We start from the raw sequence: 19,251 nt of genomic DNA, 5'->3' as shown, positions 1-19,251 counted from the left end.
CCGCCGTAGCCGCCGCAGCGGTGCAGGGAGGAAGGGTTCAGCCCTCACGGCCGGTGGAGACGCCGACCGTTACCTGTCCGGCGAGGTCAGGAGCAGGACCAGGGCTACCGCCCTCTCCCGCATCCCTGCCGACAGGCCGGCCGGGTCCCGCCTGCGACCCTGCCCCGCCCACGCGCGCACCCACACCCGGACGGCCCCAACAACCAGTGCCGTTGGGTACCGGGCCCCGCAACGCAGCGCTGTTGGAGGGCGAGCCGCAGTTGCCGTCTCCGGCGGAACGGGCGCGGCTGCGTGAGGGGCGGGTCGGTGTCACCCACGCCCCGTTCGCGGCCACATTGAAGGGGCCGCAGACGGTGAAGAACCGGGAGAACAGCCGCCAGGCAATCCCGGGGACACGCCTCTATATGAAAGAACCCCGACCAGCCGGGGGTGGGCTGGCCGGGCCTGCCCCGGCCAGCGGCGGGGGTGCCGGCCGGGGGGGCATGCGGGGCGGAGCCGCAAGGGCCCCACTTCACAGCGGATCCCCCGACTCCAACCGAACGATCCTTGCAGGCGAACACCCGCCAGGCCTGCTTAGAATTCCTAACGAAATGATCTTCGAGATGGTTGGATCGCTCAGGGAGCATTGATCCGGAGGCGTGAGGTGGCTCGGCCGAAGCCGTGGCATGTCGAGGACGAACTGTGGGCGGTGATCGAACCACTGCTGCCGAAAGTCGTACGTCGCACTCGCCATCCCGGGCGGAAGCGGCATCCGGACCGGCTGGTGTTCCAGGGCATCCTGTTCGTCCTGCACCGTCCCACACCCCCCTCTCGCATCCCCTCACCGCGCTGGGCAGCGCCCCGGGTGCCGCAGCGGCCAAGGATGCAAAGCTGGAACTTGATCACGCCCACGGTGCCGAGAGCACACCCGGCCCTTCTCGGATGGGCGCCCCGGAATGCACCGGCGATACCGGCGGCATAGCTCCGCAGTGCGATCCCGTGTGCCGTCCGGCCGCGGCGCGTCCAAGCGGTCGAGAGGACACTCCATGGCAGTCGTGATGACCTTTTCCTGGCCCGAGATCACACCCGATGTGTACGACGCGGTGCGCCAGAAGGTCCGCTGGGAAGAGGATGCACCGGACGGGTACGTTCTGCACGCCGCCTGGTTCGTCGACGGCGGCTTCAACCTGATGGACATCTGGGAGTCGGAGGACCACTTCAACCGGTTCATCGAGGCTCGGATCGCCCCCGTACTCAAGGGCGAACTGGGCGTGCAGAGCGACCCCGAGCCGAAGTTCCACCGCCTGCACCGGCGCTTCGTCGCCCCAGGCGTCAGCGGCGCCAGCTCCTGACATCTCAGCGCAGCCAGAGCTGGATCGCGACGACGGGAGAGGCGGGAGGCGGGCCGGCAGCCCGTGGGCCCGCTTGGCGAGCCCCGACCGCCGGGGCCGGCCTGGAAGCGGGGCACACTGCCGCACTACGAGTGAAGCGAGGCAGCCATGACCGGGACGACCCGGCAGGACACACCCGTCGCAATCGAGGGCGGAGGCGTCGAACTCCGTACGCGAGCGGTCGGCGGAGACCTGTCCGTGGCCTTCGTGCAGCTGCCTCAGGGGGCGGACCTGCGGCCGGCTCTGAAGGGCCTGCCCAATGATCTCTGTCAGTGCCCGCACTGGGGGTACATGCTCAAAGGCCGGCTGAAGATGGTGACGAAGGACGGTGAGGAGGTCTACGAGGCGGGACAGGCGTTCTACTGGCCGCCCGGACACGCCCCCTTGGCCCTCGAGGACTGCGAATACGTGGACTTCTCACCAACAGATGACTTCACCGCGGTCATCAACCACATCACGTCGCAGGGCTGAGCTCGGGGCGACGGGTGTAGCCGAGCTTCTCGGCGTAGGCGACAGTGCGCGTCTGATGTCGCCGCGGTGCACGCTGTCGGTACGAGCGGCTAGGGTCGCCCCCTGGCCGGCGGGCATTGGGGCCCACCAACAAAGACAGGGGGACGGATGATGCCGGCGGACACGCTGCGGTTCCACGGTCGTGCGGCAGAACTCGCCGGGCTGGACCTGGAGATATCCAAGGAGGCCGAAGCGGTGCTGGACCGCTTCGAGTCCGTGCACGGCCACGTTGTGCCCGCGTCGGTGCGCGAGTGGTTCGCGCTGGCACAGGGCGCCGCCGTGCTGAGGAAGTTCAGCAACGACGACATGGTGTACGACGCCGAACGGCTGGGCCGGGAGGAGATCTACTACTGGCCCGAGGACAACGGCGACTGGCCCGACGACGTGGAAGAACAGGAAGAACGGCCCTTCGACCCGGTCGGCTCCCTGGGGCTGCTGCCGTTCCTGGTCGAGAACCAGGGCGTGTGGGTGATGGCCGTTCGCCTCGACGGCTCCGAGGACCCACCGGTGGTGATCTCCTTCGACGACGTGACGCCGTCCGCCGTCTGGCAGCCACATGCCGACCGTTTTTCGGACCTCGTCCACGCCCGGATCTGGGACGCGCCCGTCCACCTTCACGGCAAGCAGCTCGCTCTGCCCGGGGCAGTGGAGCCGTTGGCCCTGCTGGAGGTACTCCGGCAGGACTTCATTTCCGGGCCGCCCACCATCGACGGCATCCAGCGCCACTCCCGGGACGGCGACCGCCAACGGGTGCTGCTGGAACAGTGGCGCGGCCAATGGCACGCCACCGTGTGGGCGGCCGACGAGACCGGGCTGGCCACACTCATGGCAGCCGTGGATCCCACAACGGCCTGAGTACGTGGGACCGCACGGCGGGCATGGACCGGCCCCCTGCCCGCACGCCCCGCCGCGCGCAGACCCGGTCAACCACACGGTCGACCGCGACGCACACCCCGGCCAACCTTCTCGCCCCCAGACGGGTCGGGGCGCCGGCCCGGTCAACTGCACCGGTCTCCAGAGGCGGACGTCCCGCCCCTGCAACACCCCAGCTCACCGAACCACCGACACCGCAACCACCCTCCCCCTCAGCGACAGCGCAGTCGGCCGGCACGAGGAGCTGCGCTCCACCGCCGGAAGCCGCGTCGGGGATCCCTGATGCTGCGGCTGTCGAACGGTCGAACCAGGCGGCTTCCCGGAGGTCGCCCACACGGCGAACGGTCCCCCGTACGGGCGGCTCGACGGGCGCCAGCCTCCGGACGGCCGGAGGATCAGTGCGGGGACACGTGACGGGAGCCGATCGAGGATGCCGAACACCGCCGGTCGCTCGACGAGGGCGTGCATCGTCCTGTCAGGTGTGCTGCTCCTCGCCGGGGTCGTCTCGACCGGGTGCGGCGGTGAGTCCCGCGACGCCGGGCAGGGGCCTGGGGCAGGGCCCCGCCCCCAGGCGGCGCGCTCCGGCAGGGTCACCGTCGTCTACGAGGCCCAAACGGTCAAACCGGAGGACCGGGAGGCCGTGGCACTGATCCGGAACTCCCGCGTGTTGGAGCGTACGGCCGACTGGGTGAACAGATCACTCACCCTCCCGCACGACATGGTCGTGAAGGTCACCGCCGCCGTGCCGCCCGGTGTCACCGACGCCGTCACCCAGCCCGACGGCAGGACGATCTTCGTCCCGCCACCGTTCCTGACCGAGATCGAGAAGGCCCTCGCCGATGTCGTGAAGACCGTCGAACGGCCCGCCCCGTTCCCCGCGTCCGAGTACAACACCGACGACCTGACCGTGCTGTCGACCGAGTTCATCTTCGGCCACGAGATGGGCCATGCCCTGCAGCGCCAGCTCCTCCTGGCCAACCTCGGTCTCGAAGAGGACGCGGCGGACGGCTTCGCGTCCTTCTATACCGTCAACGAGGTCGGGCCGGGCCCGTCGCTGGCTGCCGCGATCCTCTTCGACGAGATCGCACGCAAGGAAGGCACGCCGACCCTGGAGGGCATGTCGAGCGACCACCCCGTTACCCAGCAGCGGGCCTTCAACTTCCTGTGCTACCTGGAGGGCAGCGACCCGAAGAAGTACCGGAAGTCCCTGGTCGACAGCGGCTATCTCCCGAAGACCCGCGCCCCCCTCTGCCCGCAGGCGTGGGCAATGCTGGACTACGGCTGGTGGACCCAGCTCCAACCCCACTTCAGCGGGGTGTTCAGGGACCGGGGTGCCGAGGAGCAGAAGAAGGCGCACGGGCGGCTGATCGCGGAGACACAGGCTCTGGCGAAGCGCATCGACGAGATCCGCAGCGGTCAATGAGGTAAATGACGCGTGCCCAGTCGATCTCGTCCGCGTAGTCGCGCAGCAGGGTTCCGGGGACTATCGCGGGATCGGCGCCGAGGCGGTGTGCAACCGCGACGACACCGCGGCAGAGAGTAGTGATCATGGTCCGGTGATACCGGGCGCAGCACCACCGGTACGACCCCGGCGAAGGGCATCTCACCCTGCCGGGGGCACAAGTTCACCGAAGGCACCTCACAAAGCCAGGCGTCAAGTTGACGGCGCCCGGCGGCGACGAATGCGGCGCCAAGGCGGTCGTTCCGACGGCGCCCGGCCCCGTCGAAACTCCTCGGATAGCCTGATCGGAGCCGAGACGATGAACCCGCTCCGGAGCACCTTGGCGTGTGCGGGTCAGTGCGGGTCAGTGTTCCTCTTCGGTGAATCTGGACCGGGGGCGGGGCGGAGATGACCATCGAGCAGGACGAGCCGGCGGGCATGCCGGAGCGGACGCTCCACCACGCCTCCGACATCACAGAGGATGACGCCTGGGCGATCTTCGAGTTCCTGATGCCGCGGCTGGAAGCCCAAGAGGCCGCTCACGGTGCTGAGACTGAGGAGCACCGTACGGCTGGGGCACTTGCCCAGGTGATGTCTGGCCTCGTTCTTCAACTGGAATGGGACATCCGCGCGCCTTTCTGGAAGCCCTACCGCAACCGTTCGGGCCCTACGACAGTTCTCGTGTGGGCTCCTCCGCCTGAGGCCGAGCTACGCGCACAAGACGAGCAGCGCCTCGATCGGATCCGTGACACCTGGAACACTCTGTGCGAAGCCCTACGGTCCTGGCACGACAGCGAAGGCTACGACGTTGCGCGGTGGCACAAGGTCGACTTCCGTGACGCTGCCGCCGCGGCCCTGTACGAGCAGCGCGTCTCCGACCTCGGACTCCGGCGGGAGAAGCGATGATGATCGTTAGGCCGACGGGTCCGTAGTCGAGGGCCGCATTGTCGAGAAATCCCGAGGCCAATGCCGATCCTCGCTGAATCCGGTCCTGACTCTCGGCTCACGCTGCCTGCGTGGCCTGCACGACCGCAGTCGAGAAGGCCGCGTGTTCATCGAAGAGTTCGCGGTGGTGGAGGCAGTGGTGGAGCTGTCCGATCAGGCTGTTGAAGACGTTGCGCAGGGCGGAGGCGTGCCGGTCTCCGCGTTCGTCGCGGCGGTGGCGGTAGAGGGCCATGGCCCCGGGTGAGGCTTGTAGGGCTGAGGAGGCCCAGAGGTAGCCGGCGTGGTTGAGCCGGTCGTTCTTGATGCGGCGGCGGGTGATGCTGGACTTCTTGCCGGAGGCCCGAGTAATGGGCGAAGAACCTGCATGAACTTTCAGGCCGCGGGCGTCGGCGAACCTGTTTCGGTCGTCGCCGAGCTCGGCCAGCACGCGGGCTCCGAGCTGAGGTCCCAGCCCGGGGAAGCTCAGGATGATCTCCGCGTCCTCGTGTTGGAGGAAGGCTTCTTCCACGGCCTGGGCGAGGGCGTTCACGGCGGTGCAGGCGGCTTCGAGCTGGACGAGCAGCGCGAGCATCTGCTGGCCCAGGGCCTTCTCTACGAGAGTTGGATGGTGGGCCCATTCGGCTCGGAAGATCTCCCGGAGTCGTTCGGTCTCGGCCTCGATTCCGCGCTGGCGGCCGGCATGCCGGAGCGCTGCAGCAATCTGGGGGCGGGTCAGGCGGGCGGCGTCGGAGCTGCCTTGAGCAGGGCGAGGGCTTCGGGCCGACAGAGGCCGTTCCTCCAGTGCGCGACGGCGGTCAGGGCCGCGGGGTAGTACTCGCGGAGCAGGGAGCGGAGCTGGTTGCCGACCTGCTGGGCTCGGGCGAGGACGGCGACGGCGCGTGCCTGGTCGGAGTCGTTGGGCAGAGGCCGGTGAGCATGCCGGTCCGTGCGGAGGATGTTCGCCAGGACCGGGGCGTCGCCGAGGTCGGACTTTTTCCGGGAGACGGAGTGGCGGTCCCGGTAGCGGGCGGCGGCCAGCGGATTGATCGCGTAGACCTGTCGTGGACCTGCCCGGAGGACAGCGACGAGTAAACCGCGGTTGGTCTCGATCGCAACCGGGATGGGTTCGTCCTGGATGTTCTCGTGCTCAGCAAGCAGGTCCAGCAGCACCTGGCAGCCGACTGCGTCGTCGGTGATTCGGCGCTTGGCCAGCAGCTGGCCGGACTCGTCGACCAGCACGACGTCATGGTGCTTCTCGGCCCGGTCAATTCCGCAGTAGATCAAGTGGTCCCTCCCCGGAAGGCTCGATGTTTGCGCCGGTCACAAGCGCATGCGGGCCACGCAGCGTTCCAATTCCAGGCCTCGGCCACGAGGGCCGGACCGCCACCTCACTAGCTGTTCGTGACACCAGCGCAGCGCGAGCGGGCCTCGGTCTACTGCGGGAGCTCAACGGGCTCGGACAGATCAAGAGGTCACCGTGCGAAGGGCTCGCACCACAAACACCAACGAGTGAACGAGGGCTGAGTGATGACGGCCGGCCAGATCAACGCGACCCGGTCTTCGGTAAGGCCTGACCCGAAACGTTCTAGACCTCCGCTGACTCCGGCCAGCCGTCATCACCACATACGCCGAAGCAGCCTCGGCGTTGAAGCAGCTCTCCTACCGACTGAGGCGATCGGGCTGCTAGGAACGAATTAGAACCGATCATGCACTGCCTCACCCTCGCCCCGGCGGGCCGTCCCCGTCCGACCTGGCCGAGTCCTCCGCCTGCTCCGGCCGGGCCGCGTCCACCTCGTACGGCCACACCGGCAGGTCCACGCGGTCGCCGATCGCCACCGGAGCTGCCGCCCGATTCGCGCAAACTCCACTGTGTCTACCGCGGCCACACCAACAACTCCCTGTGGTGGACCACCCTGAACAGCGACGGCACCTGGGCAAAGGGCACACATGGGGTGGCTCCCCCTCTTGCTCAGAAGCACCCGCTCCCACGGGAGAGTGATGTCGCTGAGTCTTGAGCGCGCCTGGGTGCGTGCTTCGGGACCATGGTTGTGCTCTGCACGACGAGGGGCATGGCGCTTCCGAAGTCCGGGGTCGACCTGTACGCGGCGATCCGCCGCTGACGTGCCGAATCCTTCCCTCTGTTCCGCCGGGCACGTTATGATCACCCGTCATGTGTTCCGTCATCCACAACTGGCAGGCCGCCCGTACCCGGTCGACGCTCTGACCGTGGTGTCGGCCGTCGCCGACACCAGGTCCCGCGTCCACCGTTCACCTCAGGATGACGAGGATCTTCACCATGCGCGCAACCCTGCGCCCTACCTTCGTATTCGTTCACGGCGGCTCCAGCAACGCCCGGGCCTGGGGCCCGTTGCAGAACGAACTGGCCCTGCTCGGGCACCGTTCGTATGCCGTCGACCTGCCCGGCCACGGCGCCCGCGCCGACGGCCCCGCCGCCTACTACCGGCAGCCGCAGGACGTCACCGCACTGGGCGCCGCCCCCTCCCCGATGCGGGGTATCACGTTGCAGGACAACGTGCGCCACGTGCTGGCCGTCATCCGCCGCCTCAGCGCGGCGGGGCCCGTCGTCCTGGTCGGCAACAGCTTCGGCGGTCTGACGATCAGCGCCGTCGCCAACGCCGCACCGGAAATGCTTCGCCGCGTGGTCTACCTGTCGGCGATCTGCCTCAGCGACCCCGCCATGCTCACCGAGCCGTGGGACGTGGTCGACGACAACCTGCTCGACGCCCTGGCCGCGCGGATCACCGTGCCCGACGCGGACGGCCAGGACCAGGGCGTGGTCCGGCTGAACTGGCGCAGTGCGCACGCCGACCCGCAGCTGTTCGCCGAGCTGAAGGCCGCGGTCATGGCCGACTCCACCGACCACCAGTTCCGTCTGCTGCTGGACTCCCTGGACCCGGACGAGAACTACGCGATGCCGGAGCCGGGTGCGGTGGTCCGGGCCGACGGATGGGGACGCGTCCCGCACACCTTCGTCCGGCTCTCCGCGGACAGGAGCATCCCTCCGGCCGTCCAGGACTACATGATCCGTAAAGCGGACGCGCTGACACCGCACAACCCCTTCGAAGTGCACACTCTGGCCACCTCGCACGTCGGCTACTTCAGCCGGCCACAGGTCTTCGCGGGGCTGTTGGCCAGCCTCGTCTGAGGCACCCCGGGCTTCCCCGCCGCCGGTCTCGGCGACGGGGCCGTCCGGGGCACTGGTCCACTCAGCCAGTTCACTCGCGCTCCCCTCAGCGGTGAAGCCGCAGCACTAACGGCTGTACCGAAGTGCCCGTAAGGCCGTGCTGCCCGCCATGCGACGGGGACCACGCCTCCGCAGTCGTGCCGCCTGCACACGCAACCCTCACCCGGACCCGCGTACGCGACGCCGTGGCGGACCACCCCGCCCGCCGTCGCTGACGCGGCGGTGCCGCGCAGGCCGCCCGCCAGGCCAGCGTGAGGGCAGGCGTTCCCCTGTGGCAGACGGCCGCCGGGGGTGGGGTCGAGCCGGCCGAGTACGGAACGTGGGTCACCGCCGAGCAGCTGCGCCCGCTGCCCGGGGAGGGCGACCTCGGTCGCATTCCCGCCCATCCCCGTACCCGTGTCTCGGCGCCGGCCCGGTGGGCGTGGCTGCTCGACGGCCGCACCCACGGGCACCCGGCCACCGTCCACGCCGAGGGCTGCCCGAGTGCACCGACCGCGCGCACCCGCTCGGCACCATGCAGGCACTCGATGTACTCGCGCGGCCCGGCACGACGGCGTGCAGCGTGTGCGGTGCCGCCGAGGCGCTGCTGCCGATCCTCGCCCACGGCCAGGACGACGTGCCCTCCCCCGGCAACCGACCGCAGATCAGTACCTGCTTCCGGTCGTCGAAGCGCGGGTCGGGAGTCGGCGTCGAAGCCTGCTGCGGTGGGGAGGCGGAGCCGTACCGCTTCCGTTGTCGGTGGGAAGGCCCGTCGCGTGCGTTCCGTTCGCTCAGGCGCTGTGCCGGGCGAGGAAGGTGGTGATGAGCTTCTGCCATTCCTCGGGGCGTTCCACCATGGGCAGGTGGCCGGTGTGGATCTCCACGAGCTGGGCGCCGGGGATGGTGTCGGCGAGTTGGTGGTGCAGGCGGGTGGAGGTGAACCGGTCCTGGGTGGTGGAGATGACCAGGGTGGGTGCCTTGATGTGCGGCAGGTCGTCGCGGACGTCGGCCCGGGGGGCCAGCTCGGCGTGCTCGGGGGTGCCGTCGGCGACGCTCGCGGCGGTGAACCCTATCGCCTGCTGGAGCTGCTCGGCCGGCATTGCCTCCAGTGTGTCGGCGCCCAGGGCCATCATCGTCAGGTACTCGGCCAGCACTTCGCGGTCGCCCGACTCGGCCAGCTTGCGCCAGATCGGCAGGGCGAGAGCGAGGTGGTTGTCCCGGTAGGGGAAGGTCGCGGTCAGCACGAGGGCGGTGACGCGCTCGGGGTGGCGGGCTGCCGCGCGGATGGCGACGGGGCCGCCGAGGGAGTAGCCGGACAGTGCGAAGGTGTCCAGGCCTTCGGTGACGGCGGCGGTGACGAGCTGGTCTGCCAGGTCGTCCAGCGACAGCGGCGTGGTCGAGCGGGGGGTGTCCCCGCTGCCGGGGTAGTCGACGCCGACGACGGTGTGGCGGGCGGCCAGGTCCTCCAGGATCGGTCCGTAGGTGCCGGCCACGCTGCTGCCGGCGCCGTGGGCGAGCGCGAGACCGGGGCCGGAGCCGAGAACGGTGCGGGCGAAGGTGGCTTCGGGCAGGGTTCGTGCGGACATGGGTATTCCAATCTGTGGGTGTGGGGCCGGGTCGTGCGGTGCTCGGGCCGCCGGCGGATCGTCTCCGGTGCCGGGGGGGCAGGGCCCGGCCGTCGGGGTCGGGCGTGTGGGTGGCGGTCCGGGCAGGAGCGGGTCGTGGGTCGAGTCCGGCATCGGGCGGTCTGCGCCGCCGGTCGGCGTGCGCAGTGGTGCTGATGCGGCCTGCGGCGGTGCGTCATTCGGCGAGGCGAAGGGATCGGTGCGGGGATGACGGGGCTGCGGCCCCGGGGCCGCCTCGCCCGCGTAAGCAGCACGAGGCGGCGGCATGGAAGTGGGAGGTGGGAGGTGGGAGGTCAGGGCAGCAGGACGGCCTTGCCCCGGTTGCGGTGGGCTTCCAGGTCGGTGTGTGCGGCAGCGGCCTCCTCGAGCGGATAGGTCCGCCAGACGGGCAGGGTGAGCATGCCGTCGGCGGCCAGTTCGACCAGCTGCGGCAGAGCGTCCTCGGCCTGGTCGGCGCTGCCGGCGCTGAAGCGGACGCCGTGCTGTGCGGCGGACATGTCGGCGATGGTGATGACGTGTGCGCTGTCGCCGGTCAGGGCGACGGAGTCGGCGAGGACACCGGCGCCGGAGGCGTCGAGGACGAAGTCGACTCCCTGGGGCGCCGCGGCCCTCACCCGCTGCACCCAGCCGTCGCCGTAGCGGACGGCGGTGGCTCCGAGGGCGGTGACCCGCTCGATGTCGTGTTCGCCGACCGTTGTGATGACGGTGATGCCGCGGGTGACGGCCAGCTGCGCCGCGATGACGCCCACGCTGCCGCCGGCGCCGTGGACGAGCAGGGTCTGCCCCTTGCGCACGCCCAGCTGGGCGAGGACGCGGAACGCGGTCCGGCCGACGGTCACCAGCGATGCCGCGACCTCCCAGGACAGCGCTGCGGGCTTGGCGACCGGCCGCTCCAGCAGTGCGTACTCTCTGTAGCTGCCGCCCGCGGTGGCGCCGAGGACCTCGTCGCCCACGGCCGCGTCGGCTCCCTCGCCGACCGCGTCGACGACACCGGCCGCGTCCAGTCCGGGGATCACGGGGAAGCGCGCCGGGACGGCGCCGGCCATCAGGCCGGAGCGGATCTTCATGTCGAGCGGGTTCACGGAGGCGGCCCGTACTCGGATCCGGACCTGGCCCGGGCCGGGCTCCGGTGCGGTGACCTCCGACAGCCGCAGCACCTCGGGGGTGCCGTACTCGGAGAAGGTGATCGCTTTGGACATCAGGAACTCCCAGGTGAGGGCCCCGTCGGCGGGGCCGCCGCTCAAGCGGTGAGGGTGGGGTAGTCGGTGTAGCCGCGGTGGTCGCCGCCGTAGAAGGTGGCCTGGTCCGGGGCGTTGAACGGGCCCCGGGCGGCGAGGCGCCGGGGCAGGTCGGGGTTGGCGAGGAACAGTGCCCCGTAGGCCACCATGTCCGCGCTCCCGTCCTCGATCAGCTCGAGCGCGTCGAGGCCGGTGACGTCGGGGTGGGTGAACGGGTTGAGGACGAACGTGCCGGGCCATTCCTTGCGCAGTTGCGAGGTCAGTCCGGAGTCGGGGCCCTCCATCAGGTGCAGATAGGCAAGATCCAGACCTGCGAGCCGGTCCAGCAGTTCCCCGTAGACCTCGCCCGGGTTGTCCTCGACGATGTCGTTGTAGCGGTTTCCGGGCGAGATCCGCAGACCGACCCGCCGAGCGCCGATCGCCTCGGCCACGGCCGTGACGACGTCGACGGCGAAGCGGATCCGGCCTTCGGCGGAGCCGCCCCAGGCGTCGGTGCGGTGGTTGGTGTTGTCCGCGAGGAACTGGTGGATCAGGTAGCCGTTGGCGCCGTGGATCTCCACACCGTCGAATCCGGCCTCGACGGCGTGGTGCGCCGCGGTCGCGAAGTCGGCGACGGTCTGCCGGATCTCCGCCTCGCTCAGCTCCTTCGGCGTGACGAATTCCTGCGGACCCCGGTGGGTGTAGACCCGTCCCCGGGCGGCGACCGCCGAGGGCCCCACCGGTGTCAGTCCGTCGGGCAGCAGGCTGGGGTGACCGATCCGCCCGGTGTGCATCAGCTGCGCGAAGATCACCCCTCCCTCGCGGTGCACGGCGTCGGTCACCGTCCGCCAGGCCCGCACCTGGCCCGGCGTGTGCAGGCCGGGGGTGTCGGGGTAGCCCTGGCCGACGGGTGAGGGCTGGACGCCCTCGGTGACGATCAGCCCGGCGCCGGCCCGCTGCGCGTAGTAGGTCGCCATCAGCTCGGTCGGCTCCGCGCCCGGGCCGTGGGCACGGCTACGTGTCATCGGCGCCATCACGACTCGGTTCGCGAGGCGCGTGCCGCCCAGGACGATCGGATCGAAAGCAGTGGTCATGGTCGCTCCCTCGGGATGGGTGGCGCTCTGCGGGCCGGGCGTTTCGTGGCCCACGCGAGCTGTTTACTGTCCGAACAAGTAAATTACCTGTCTGAACAGTAAACCTGCTTTCCGCCGCCTGGCAAGTGAGGTGCGCAGCCCATCGACCTGTCCATATGCGTCATCTGACGAGCGGAACCACTACTGATGGGCCTGGATGAAGGTAGAGTTCTCCTGTCCAAACAGGAGAGTGGGGAAGAGATGGCCGAGTCCACATCCGAGGCCGAGCGGGGTTCAGGAGCGACGGAACGGGAAGCCACCGTGCCGGTCCCCGGTGCGGCCGCAGGCGGACCGATCAGTCATGCGATCTTCCGGCTGGCCCGGCTGCACCGCATGTTCGCGGGACAGCTCCTGCGCCGCATCGGCCTGCACCCGGGCCAGGAACTGGTCATGATGCACCTCTGGGAACTCGGTCCCCAGCGCCAGATCGACCTGGTACGCCTGATGGACTCCGACGCCGCCACGATGACCCGTACGGTCCGTCGCCTCGAACAGGCAGGCTTCGTCCGCCGCCGCCCCTCGCCCACCGACAAGCGCGCCTCGCTCATCGAACCGACAGCGGCCAGCCACGCCCTGCGCCGGGAGGTGGAGCGGATCTGGACCCAACTCGAGGACATCTCGGCCACCGGCTTCTCGGACGACGAGCGCGCCGATGCCCTCGCCGTCCTGGAACGCCTGGAACAGAACCTCGTACGCGCCGACGCGCGGCCCACGGAGCCGGACACGGGGCACTAGGCCGTCTCTTTCGGGTCTTGCCGGGCCCGCGGCGTCCGGTGCCGCACCCGGCCGCGTTGTCGGGGCGCCCGAGTACGTCCAGTGCACGGGCGCCCCTCCGCCTTGCCGGGCACGGCACCGGACGCCGCGGACTCGGCCGACAAGATCCGAAAGAGACGGCCCGGGCCGCGGGGTGCAGCGCCGCCGAAGGTCCTGGGCACCCGGTGTCTGCGCACGCATCGGCCGGCGCGCGACCTGGACGGCGCCGTCGCCGAGCAACCCGGCGGCGGCGACGGAAAAACCCTGATCAAGCTGACCGTCAACGAGATCCGCCACCTGATTCCGTGCCCTGGAGGCGGATGGGTGCTCCGGCGAGGGCGAGCCATCGGTTGGCTTCGCGGGCGAGGTGCGGGCCGAAGCGGAAGGACTGCGTCAGGGCCAGGGGGATGCCGTCGAAGCGGGTCATGACGTCGGTGGCGCCGCGCCGGCCGTAGATGGCCCGGGCGGAGTCTCCGACCATGATGGGCGTGTCCGCGCTGGGCCGTGAAGACCTGCTCGACGACGGGGTTGGTGTCCTGCGCCTCGTCCAGTAGGAGGAAGGGCCCCAGGAGCTTCGCGTCCGTATTCGCGGGCGCAGCCCACAGGTCGGCGGCCTCCCCCCGCGGCGCAGCAGCAGCGGGTACGGCGGCGGGCGCCGCGGGTGCGGGGAGTGGCGGCTCGAAGCGGGGCCGGGGCGGGCGCGGGACCAGTCCAGCCCAGGAGGCCCTGTCGGCTCCGGTGACCAGGGTGATCACTGCGCTGGGCACGGATGGAGGGTCCGCCTGTGCCCGTGAGAGGGGGCAGGCGACATGGGTGACGGCATTCAGTGGCTGGTGGATCAGGACGAATGGCAGCACCGCGTGGTCTTCGCGCGAGGCATCGACCCGCAGGAGCTGGCCGTGCGGATGGGTGGCGCGCCGGGATCCGCATTTGTCACCGATCACCGACACCGAGGCATGGAACATAGTCCTGGACCTCGCGACGGACGACGATGACGTGGTGCGGGTCGGCGACTGCGGCGGCTGGTCCTTCGCTATTGAATACGGGATGGGCGAGGGGGCCGAGAGGCTGGCCCAGATTTCTCGGAACGGAGTGGAGGCCATACACCTGGCCCCCTCCCCGGACCATCCGCCGGCGATGTTCTCCTACGCCAAGGACGGCGCGGACGTCTGCAGTTTTGGCATCGGCGAAGAAGTCTGGCGATGGGGTGATCAGCCGGACCTTCTGCTGCCACAGCTGATAGGGGCCGGTGTGCTGCACCCGGACGGCGAGTACGCACGACCGGAAAGCGAGTCCTACCGTGACCGCGACCGCCTCGCACTGGCGCTCATAGAGAGCCGATTCGGTCTCGTCCTGCCCCGCGACGCAGTAGTGGGACAGCGCCTGCCCGCCTTCCTCATCCGCTGAGTGACAACCACAGTTCGAGGCCACGATGTGTGGTGGGAGCGGGGGCACGGTGAAGGGCTGGGTCGGGAAGAGCGGGCGCTGGTAGACGATAGGCCGGGCGGTGGCCTGCTCGGCGAGTTCCTGGTGGCTGAAGCTGCGTTCGCCTTGCCCGAACAGGGAGGGGTCCAGGTCGGCAACGAGCTGATCGCCCTCGCAGCGCACGACGGTGCCGCGTTCGCATCCGAGGATCAGGCGGGTCCCGACGTCCCCCATACTCCGGTGCGGGCCGGCGAGCCTGCGGGCCTGCGGGCCTGCGGGCCTGCGGGTCGCCACGTCGGTGCGTACTCGGGTTACCGCCCCCAAGCCCCGGCCGGGCCCCCTGCCGAACCTCCCCCGCAGCCCGGCCCAGGTCCACGTCCGCTTCGTACAGGGGCCGGTCGCCGATCGCGTCCCAGTCCAGGAGGTACTCCGCGGCGACTCCGCGGCGCCGCGCCATCCACACGCGCACACCGCCCGCAACGCCTCCGCGCGCGGGCGGCCGACCCGGCCGTCGTAGCCGACCAGTGCGCGGTCGACGGCACGTCAGAACCTCTCCCCACATCGAAGTACACCGGCCAGCCGCCACCTCGACGCGAGTGTGCGCCTGGAGATCCGCTGTCAGCGGCGGCCAGTGGCCAGGATGACGAGGAACTGGCCACCGCCCGCCTCGATGCCGGCGGTCACCGGCAACCCCGGTACCAGTCGGGAGAAGCGGTCCACCAGCCAATCCGCCGCTTCCTGGGCGTCCTTCCTGGTCGGACAACGGCCCACCACCTCGCGGCCGCCCTTGCGCTCCAGCCTCTCGGCAACGGCGATCAGCGGCGCGGGTTCGACCACATACAGGCGCTCCGGCCAGGCGATGACCACCTTGACCGCGCCCTTGCGCGTGTTGCACCCGCGGTGCGCGAGCCGCTCGGCGACCTTGGCCTTCCGGTCGGCGGTCCGGCTGTCGACACTGGGCCCCCGCGGGTCGTTCACCGACTCGTCGGGGTCGACCGGTTCGTCACACACCCAGCACTGCCAGCCGTCGCGCTCGGCCACATCATCAAGAAGACTCACCAGAGCAAACTACCTGCCCGGCCACCACCCCGCGCACCAGGGCCAGCACAGCGCCGGGCGTCGGCGGGGCGCGCTTCCCGTCCCCATCCCGCCCCGGCCCATCCCGCCCCGGCCCTTCGCGCCGGGGGCTGCCCAGTGCGTCAGCCGCTGGAAGGGGGGCCGGGCCTACTGTGGAGGAGTGGGAGCGAGCGGCAGCCCCGCGGCGGACCGCGAGGTCACCGTCTGCCTCGCCGGCGACGTGATGCTCGGCCGGGGCGTCGACCAGGTGCTGCCGCACCCGGGCGACCCGCTGCTCGCCGAGCCGTGGGTGACGGACGCACGCGCGTACGTCGAGATGGCCGAGGCTGCGAACGGACCGGTACCACGGCCCACCGGCTACGACCGGCCGTGGGGCGACCTGCCGGAGGAACTTCGGGCCACCGGGCCGGACGCCTGGGTGCTGAACCTGGAGACCAGCGTGACCCGGGCGGAGAGCTTCGCCCCCGGGAAGAGCGTCCACTACCGCATGAATCCGGCGAACCTGCCGTGCCTGACCGCCGCCCGGCCCGACGTCTGCGTACTGGCCAACAACCACGTCCTCGACTTCGGCCGCGACGGGCTGGCCGAGACCCTCGACAGCCTCCACGCTGCCGGGCTGCGCACCGCCGGTGCGGGCGGCGATGCCGCCGAGGCGTGGCGGCCGGCACGGGTGGCACTGCAGCCTCCTTCGTCCCGCGGGGGGCCCGCGTCCCGTCACGGGCCGCGCCTCCTCGTGTTCTCGGTCGGACTCCCCTCGAGCGGCATCCCGCTCGACTGGGCGGCCACCCCGGACCGCAGTGGCATCGCCCTCGCCTCCGCACCCTCGCCGGCCGCCGCGGCCGACCTGGTCGCCCGTATACGGGATGCCCGCCGGACCGGCGACCTGGTGGCCGTCTCGATCCACTGGGGTTCCAACTGGGGCTACCGGGTCCCGTCCGAGCACATCCGCTTCGCCCACGACCTCGTCGACGGCGGCGTGGACCTCGTCCACGGCCACTCCTCGCACCACCCCCGCCCCTTGGAGGTCTATCGCGGCCGGTTGATCCTCTACGGCTGCGGAGACCTGATCGACGACTACGAAGGGATCACCGGTCACGAGCAGTACCGCGACGACCTCCGTCTCCTCTACACCGCCCGCCTCGACAAGGACACGGGGGCACTGCGAGGACTGCGCCTGACCCCATTCCAGGCCCGCCGCCTCACGCTGCATCGAGCCCGCCCCGCCGACGCCCACTGGCTGCACGCCGCCCTCACCCAGCACGGCGACCCCTTCTCCGCGACGCTCACCGTCGGCGGCGACGGAGCGCTCACCCTCTCCTGGGGGAGACACGGGGTGTGACCTCAGTGGCCTAAGATCTGCATCCCGCGTCAGGCGCAGCGACGGCCTCTCGGGTGCCACCCACCGGACCAGCACGTCGCGGGTACTACGGGCCGTCCTTCGCGGGCTTCTGCTCCTCGGCCGGCGCCGTGAGTGCCTTCCACGGCAGCAAGCCCCGGTGCTCCCGTTCTTCGCCGAAACCGGCGGCGGGCCGTCGGCTCGCTCATGCCGAGTGCGGTCGCCTGCAGCACCGGGGAAGCGCTCTGCGGTCTCCCGAGATCAGCGGGCGCCCACCGTGATCGCGGGAGAGTCCACCCGCACCGCGATGCCACCTGATGTCACGGTCAGGCCGTACCTGCCGACGCTCGGCCGGCCGAGCTTCTCCAACCGGCGGTATGCGGAGGTGATCTCGTCCCACGGCTGTCAGGACCCGGCCTGTGTGACGGCGAAGTCGGCCGCGGTGCGGTGCCGCCCCTGGGAAGACGCCGCACCGTCTTTATGATCACGCTAGGCACAGACCTGGGGGGAAGAATGCCGAAGGCCGAGAACCGCGCCGTCGTCGATCCGGAGATACCTGAGAAGGACCGGAAAGTACTCCTCAGCGCCGACGACGCCTTGCTGCCGTCGCCGGACGGCCGCCGAGCACCGAGCCCAATGGCCGCCATCGCGCACAGGCGCAACGGCCCGCGGCATGGTCCTGGGCGGGGTGGCGTCTTCGTGGCCCTGGTGTACGCGCGCCTGGCGACCGTCGTGCTGTACGCGGTGGCGTTCGTGCTGTGGGCCTTTCAGGGCGGTGACCGAGGCCGAGCGAACCGGCGCAGGCGAGAATGGAAGGAACGGGGGGCAGTGGAAATGGAATACCTGGTAGTCGTGGGGATCGGTCTCGCCTGGGGGCTCTTCCAGGCCTGGCGCGGCGGCGCATTCGGCGGCAGGCCGGCGCAGCGTCAACAACGTTCCCGCTCGCGGAAGAACGACGACGTCAGCTTCTCCTGTGGCAACGATGCGTCCTGCGGTGGCGGCTCCTCCTGCGGTGGCGGTGGAGGCGACTGATATCCGGCGACTCACCGCACTCGCCCAAGCCGGCGTCAGTCGTCGCTGCGGGTGCCGCTGGCGAGCATGCCCGCCGGCGGGGCGCGGCGGCCGGTGTGGTGGTGGAACGGGAACGGGCGGACCCGGGACGCAGGCGCGGACGGCGGCGTCAGGGGGCGAGGGTCGCCTCGACGAGGCGGCCTGGCGTCAAGCCAAATGTCGACACCCGAGTTGGCGAACCACACCTCACCGTCCGGCATGACGAAGTAGACCGCGCCCTGGGTTTCTGCTCAGACGCCGAGACTCTGCAGGTCTCCGTTACCAGACGGGTGCCCTTGGGCGCGTACCACGAGGTGTACGACGACAGCTTGGCAGCCGCCGCACCCAGCCACTCGGGCTCACCGAGCCGGTCCAGCGCCTTCGCCTCGGTGAGCCGGTCGAGGAGTGCCTTCAGCACAATGACCTGGCCGCCCGTGTAACCGCGCTCGTGCTGCGTGTACCGCACCGACCACGGCTCGTAGGGATGGCGCACGATGCCCTGCAGGGAGCAGCCGTCTCGCCTCACGTCGGCACCGTGCGCAAGGCTCCCCACGAGGCCTCCGAACCGGGTGACATGCCACCTTCGGTAGGCGGCTCGCACCTGCAGCTCCCCTCCGCGGCGCGGCAGGGCCTCCGCGATCCGCCGGCTCGTCCTCCAGGCACCCGGACCCGCACGTCCTGGCCATCCCGGGCACGGGCGACCCGGAGCCTCTGGCGGCGAACGTGGTGGTGGGGCGCTGCGGCTGTCCGGAGACGACCTCGCACTGCCGGACTCGCTGCACGGGCACCGCCTGACGGCCCGCGGGGACGCCGCAGGTAGGGCGTCAGTTCTTGACGGGCTCCATGCAGAGGACGAACTTGTCCGCGTCGAGCTGCTGCGCGAGAGCGACCTCGGCCACGCCCTCGCACTTGTCGATGTCGAAGGTGTTGTCGACGACCTTGACGACCTTGTAAAGGTCGGCCACCTTCTCGGTGCAGCCCTTGTTCTCGACCTTGGGGTCGTTCTCCGGGCCGGTGACGACGACGCAGTCGCCGGCCTTCGCGTGCACCGGGGCCTCGCCCGTCAGGTAGGGAAGGCCCAGACGCCAGAACAGTACGACCGCGATCGCCACGATGACGCCGAGGATCTTCTTGCCCAGGCCGCCCTTCTTCTTCGCGGGCTCGGACGGCGCGACGGGGACGTCGACCGGGCCGGGAGCGGCGGGCTGCTCGGGGGTCTGCGGCGCAGAAGGCGTGGCCATGGAGGGTTCCTTGGGGACGTGGACATGATCGAACGCGCGTACGCTACCGGCTCCCGACCACACAAAAAGGACTCTCCCCTTCCGTTTTCCAA

The 19,251-nt window shown here is 70.4% G+C and carries 17 protein-coding genes and 4 pseudogenes; 13 read left to right on the top strand and 8 right to left on the bottom strand.

What is annotated here, in order from left to right; all coding sequences use genetic code 11:
• Nucleotides 1-643: 643 nt before the first annotated feature.
• The 6 genes and pseudogenes from OG373_RS41050 to OG373_RS41025 all read left to right on the top strand — a co-directional run.
• Nucleotides 644-793 (top strand): annotated as a pseudogene (locus OG373_RS41050) (transposase); the annotation flags it as partial.
• Nucleotides 794-1,025: 232 nt separating this feature from the next.
• Entirely contained in the window at nt 1,026-1,331 is a 306-nt protein-coding gene (locus OG373_RS41045) for a hypothetical protein (RefSeq protein ID WP_405435062.1), read from the top strand.
• Nucleotides 1,332-1,478: 147 nt separating this feature from the next.
• A complete protein-coding gene (locus tag OG373_RS41040) occupies nt 1,479-1,841 on the top strand; it encodes a hypothetical protein (protein WP_405435063.1) in 363 nt (120 codons plus the stop codon).
• Nucleotides 1,842-1,988: 147 nt separating this feature from the next.
• Complete coding sequence (locus tag OG373_RS41035; RefSeq protein ID WP_405435064.1) at nt 1,989-2,735, top strand: hypothetical protein; 747 nt, start codon at nt 1,989-1,991, stop codon at nt 2,733-2,735.
• Between the two features lie 448 nt (nt 2,736-3,183).
• Nucleotides 3,184-4,176, top strand: a complete 993-nt coding sequence (locus OG373_RS41030) for a DUF4344 domain-containing metallopeptidase (RefSeq protein ID WP_405435065.1) — start codon at nt 3,184-3,186, stop codon at nt 4,174-4,176.
• A gap of 426 nt (nt 4,177-4,602) precedes the next feature.
• Nucleotides 4,603-5,100 (top strand): hypothetical protein, encoded by a 498-nt coding sequence (locus OG373_RS41025; protein ID WP_405435066.1) that lies wholly within the window; start codon nt 4,603-4,605, stop codon nt 5,098-5,100.
• 97 nt (nt 5,101-5,197) lie between these two features.
• On the opposite strand, the pseudogene OG373_RS41020 reads toward OG373_RS41025, so the two are convergent.
• Nucleotides 5,198-6,402, bottom strand: a pseudogene (locus tag OG373_RS41020) (transposase).
• Between the two features lie 1,012 nt (nt 6,403-7,414).
• Here OG373_RS41020 and OG373_RS41015 point away from each other — a divergent pair.
• Together OG373_RS41015 and OG373_RS41010 are read left to right on the top strand one after the other, a co-directional pair.
• Complete coding sequence (locus OG373_RS41015; protein ID WP_405435067.1) at nt 7,415-8,284, top strand: alpha/beta hydrolase; 870 nt, start codon at nt 7,415-7,417, stop codon at nt 8,282-8,284.
• Between the two features lie 148 nt (nt 8,285-8,432).
• Entirely contained in the window at nt 8,433-9,125 is a 693-nt protein-coding gene (locus tag OG373_RS41010; protein ID WP_405443888.1) for a DUF6233 domain-containing protein, read from the top strand.
• On the opposite strand, the gene OG373_RS41005 is transcribed toward OG373_RS41010, so the two are convergent.
• The 3 genes from OG373_RS41005 to OG373_RS40995 all read right to left on the bottom strand — a co-directional run bounded on the left by OG373_RS41005 (nt 9,094) and on the right by OG373_RS40995 (nt 12,238).
• The gene (locus OG373_RS41005; protein ID WP_405435068.1) at nt 9,094-9,888 is read right to left on the bottom strand and encodes an alpha/beta fold hydrolase; all 795 of its coding nucleotides are present in this window, start codon (nt 9,886-9,888) and stop codon (nt 9,094-9,096) included. The genes OG373_RS41010 and OG373_RS41005 overlap by 32 nt on opposite strands.
• A 332-nt stretch (nt 9,889-10,220) precedes the next feature.
• A complete protein-coding gene (locus OG373_RS41000; RefSeq protein WP_405443889.1) occupies nt 10,221-11,126 on the bottom strand; it encodes an NADP-dependent oxidoreductase in 906 nt (301 codons plus the stop codon).
• A gap of 41 nt (nt 11,127-11,167) precedes the next feature.
• A complete protein-coding gene (locus OG373_RS40995) occupies nt 11,168-12,238 on the bottom strand; it encodes an alkene reductase (protein WP_405435069.1) in 1,071 nt (356 codons plus the stop codon).
• A 240-nt stretch (nt 12,239-12,478) separates the two neighbouring features.
• Between OG373_RS40995 and OG373_RS40990 the strand changes: the two genes are divergently transcribed.
• Nucleotides 12,479-13,012: a MarR family winged helix-turn-helix transcriptional regulator gene (locus OG373_RS40990; protein ID WP_405435070.1), complete on the top strand. Its 534-nt coding sequence runs from the start codon at nt 12,479-12,481 to the stop codon at nt 13,010-13,012.
• A 316-nt stretch (nt 13,013-13,328) separates the two neighbouring features.
• Here OG373_RS40990 and OG373_RS40985 read toward each other — a convergent pair.
• A pseudogene (locus OG373_RS40985) lies at nt 13,329-13,593 on the bottom strand (UvrD-helicase domain-containing protein); the annotation flags it as partial.
• Nucleotides 13,594-13,843: 250 nt separating this feature from the next.
• On the opposite strand from OG373_RS40985, the gene OG373_RS40980 reads away from it, so the two are divergent.
• Entirely contained in the window at nt 13,844-14,437 is a 594-nt protein-coding gene (locus OG373_RS40980; protein WP_405435071.1) for a DUF6461 domain-containing protein, read from the top strand.
• Nucleotides 14,438-15,073: 636 nt separating this feature from the next.
• On the opposite strand, the gene OG373_RS40975 is transcribed toward OG373_RS40980, so the two are convergent.
• Nucleotides 15,074-15,514: a hypothetical protein gene (locus OG373_RS40975; RefSeq protein WP_405435072.1), complete on the bottom strand. Its 441-nt coding sequence runs from the start codon at nt 15,512-15,514 to the stop codon at nt 15,074-15,076.
• A gap of 178 nt (nt 15,515-15,692) precedes the next feature.
• On the opposite strand from OG373_RS40975, the gene OG373_RS40970 reads away from it, so the two are divergent.
• Together OG373_RS40970 and OG373_RS40965 are read left to right on the top strand one after the other, a co-directional pair.
• A complete protein-coding gene (locus OG373_RS40970) occupies nt 15,693-16,871 on the top strand; it encodes a CapA family protein (protein ID WP_405435073.1) in 1,179 nt (392 codons plus the stop codon).
• 510 nt (nt 16,872-17,381) lie between these two features.
• Nucleotides 17,382-17,900: a hypothetical protein gene (locus OG373_RS40965; RefSeq protein WP_405435074.1), complete on the top strand. Its 519-nt coding sequence runs from the start codon at nt 17,382-17,384 to the stop codon at nt 17,898-17,900.
• Between the two features lie 148 nt (nt 17,901-18,048).
• Here OG373_RS40965 and OG373_RS40960 read toward each other — a convergent pair whose 3' ends face one another.
• A complete protein-coding gene (locus OG373_RS40960; protein ID WP_405435075.1) occupies nt 18,049-18,444 on the bottom strand; it encodes a hypothetical protein in 396 nt (131 codons plus the stop codon).
• Between the two features lie 134 nt (nt 18,445-18,578).
• Between OG373_RS40960 and OG373_RS40955 the strand changes: the two are divergent.
• Nucleotides 18,579-18,694 (top strand): annotated as a pseudogene (locus OG373_RS40955) (aldo/keto reductase); the annotation flags it as partial.
• Between the two features lie 48 nt (nt 18,695-18,742).
• Here OG373_RS40955 and OG373_RS40950 read toward each other — a convergent pair.
• Nucleotides 18,743-19,159 (bottom strand): hypothetical protein, encoded by a 417-nt coding sequence (locus OG373_RS40950; RefSeq protein WP_405435076.1) that lies wholly within the window; start codon nt 19,157-19,159, stop codon nt 18,743-18,745.
• Nucleotides 19,160-19,251 lie beyond the last annotated feature (92 nt).

The organism is Streptomyces avidinii (assembly GCF_045161815.1).
GTDB lineage: Bacteria > Actinomycetota > Actinomycetes > Streptomycetales > Streptomycetaceae > Streptomyces > Streptomyces avidinii.
This window is presented reverse-complemented; position numbering and strand designations above follow the sequence as displayed.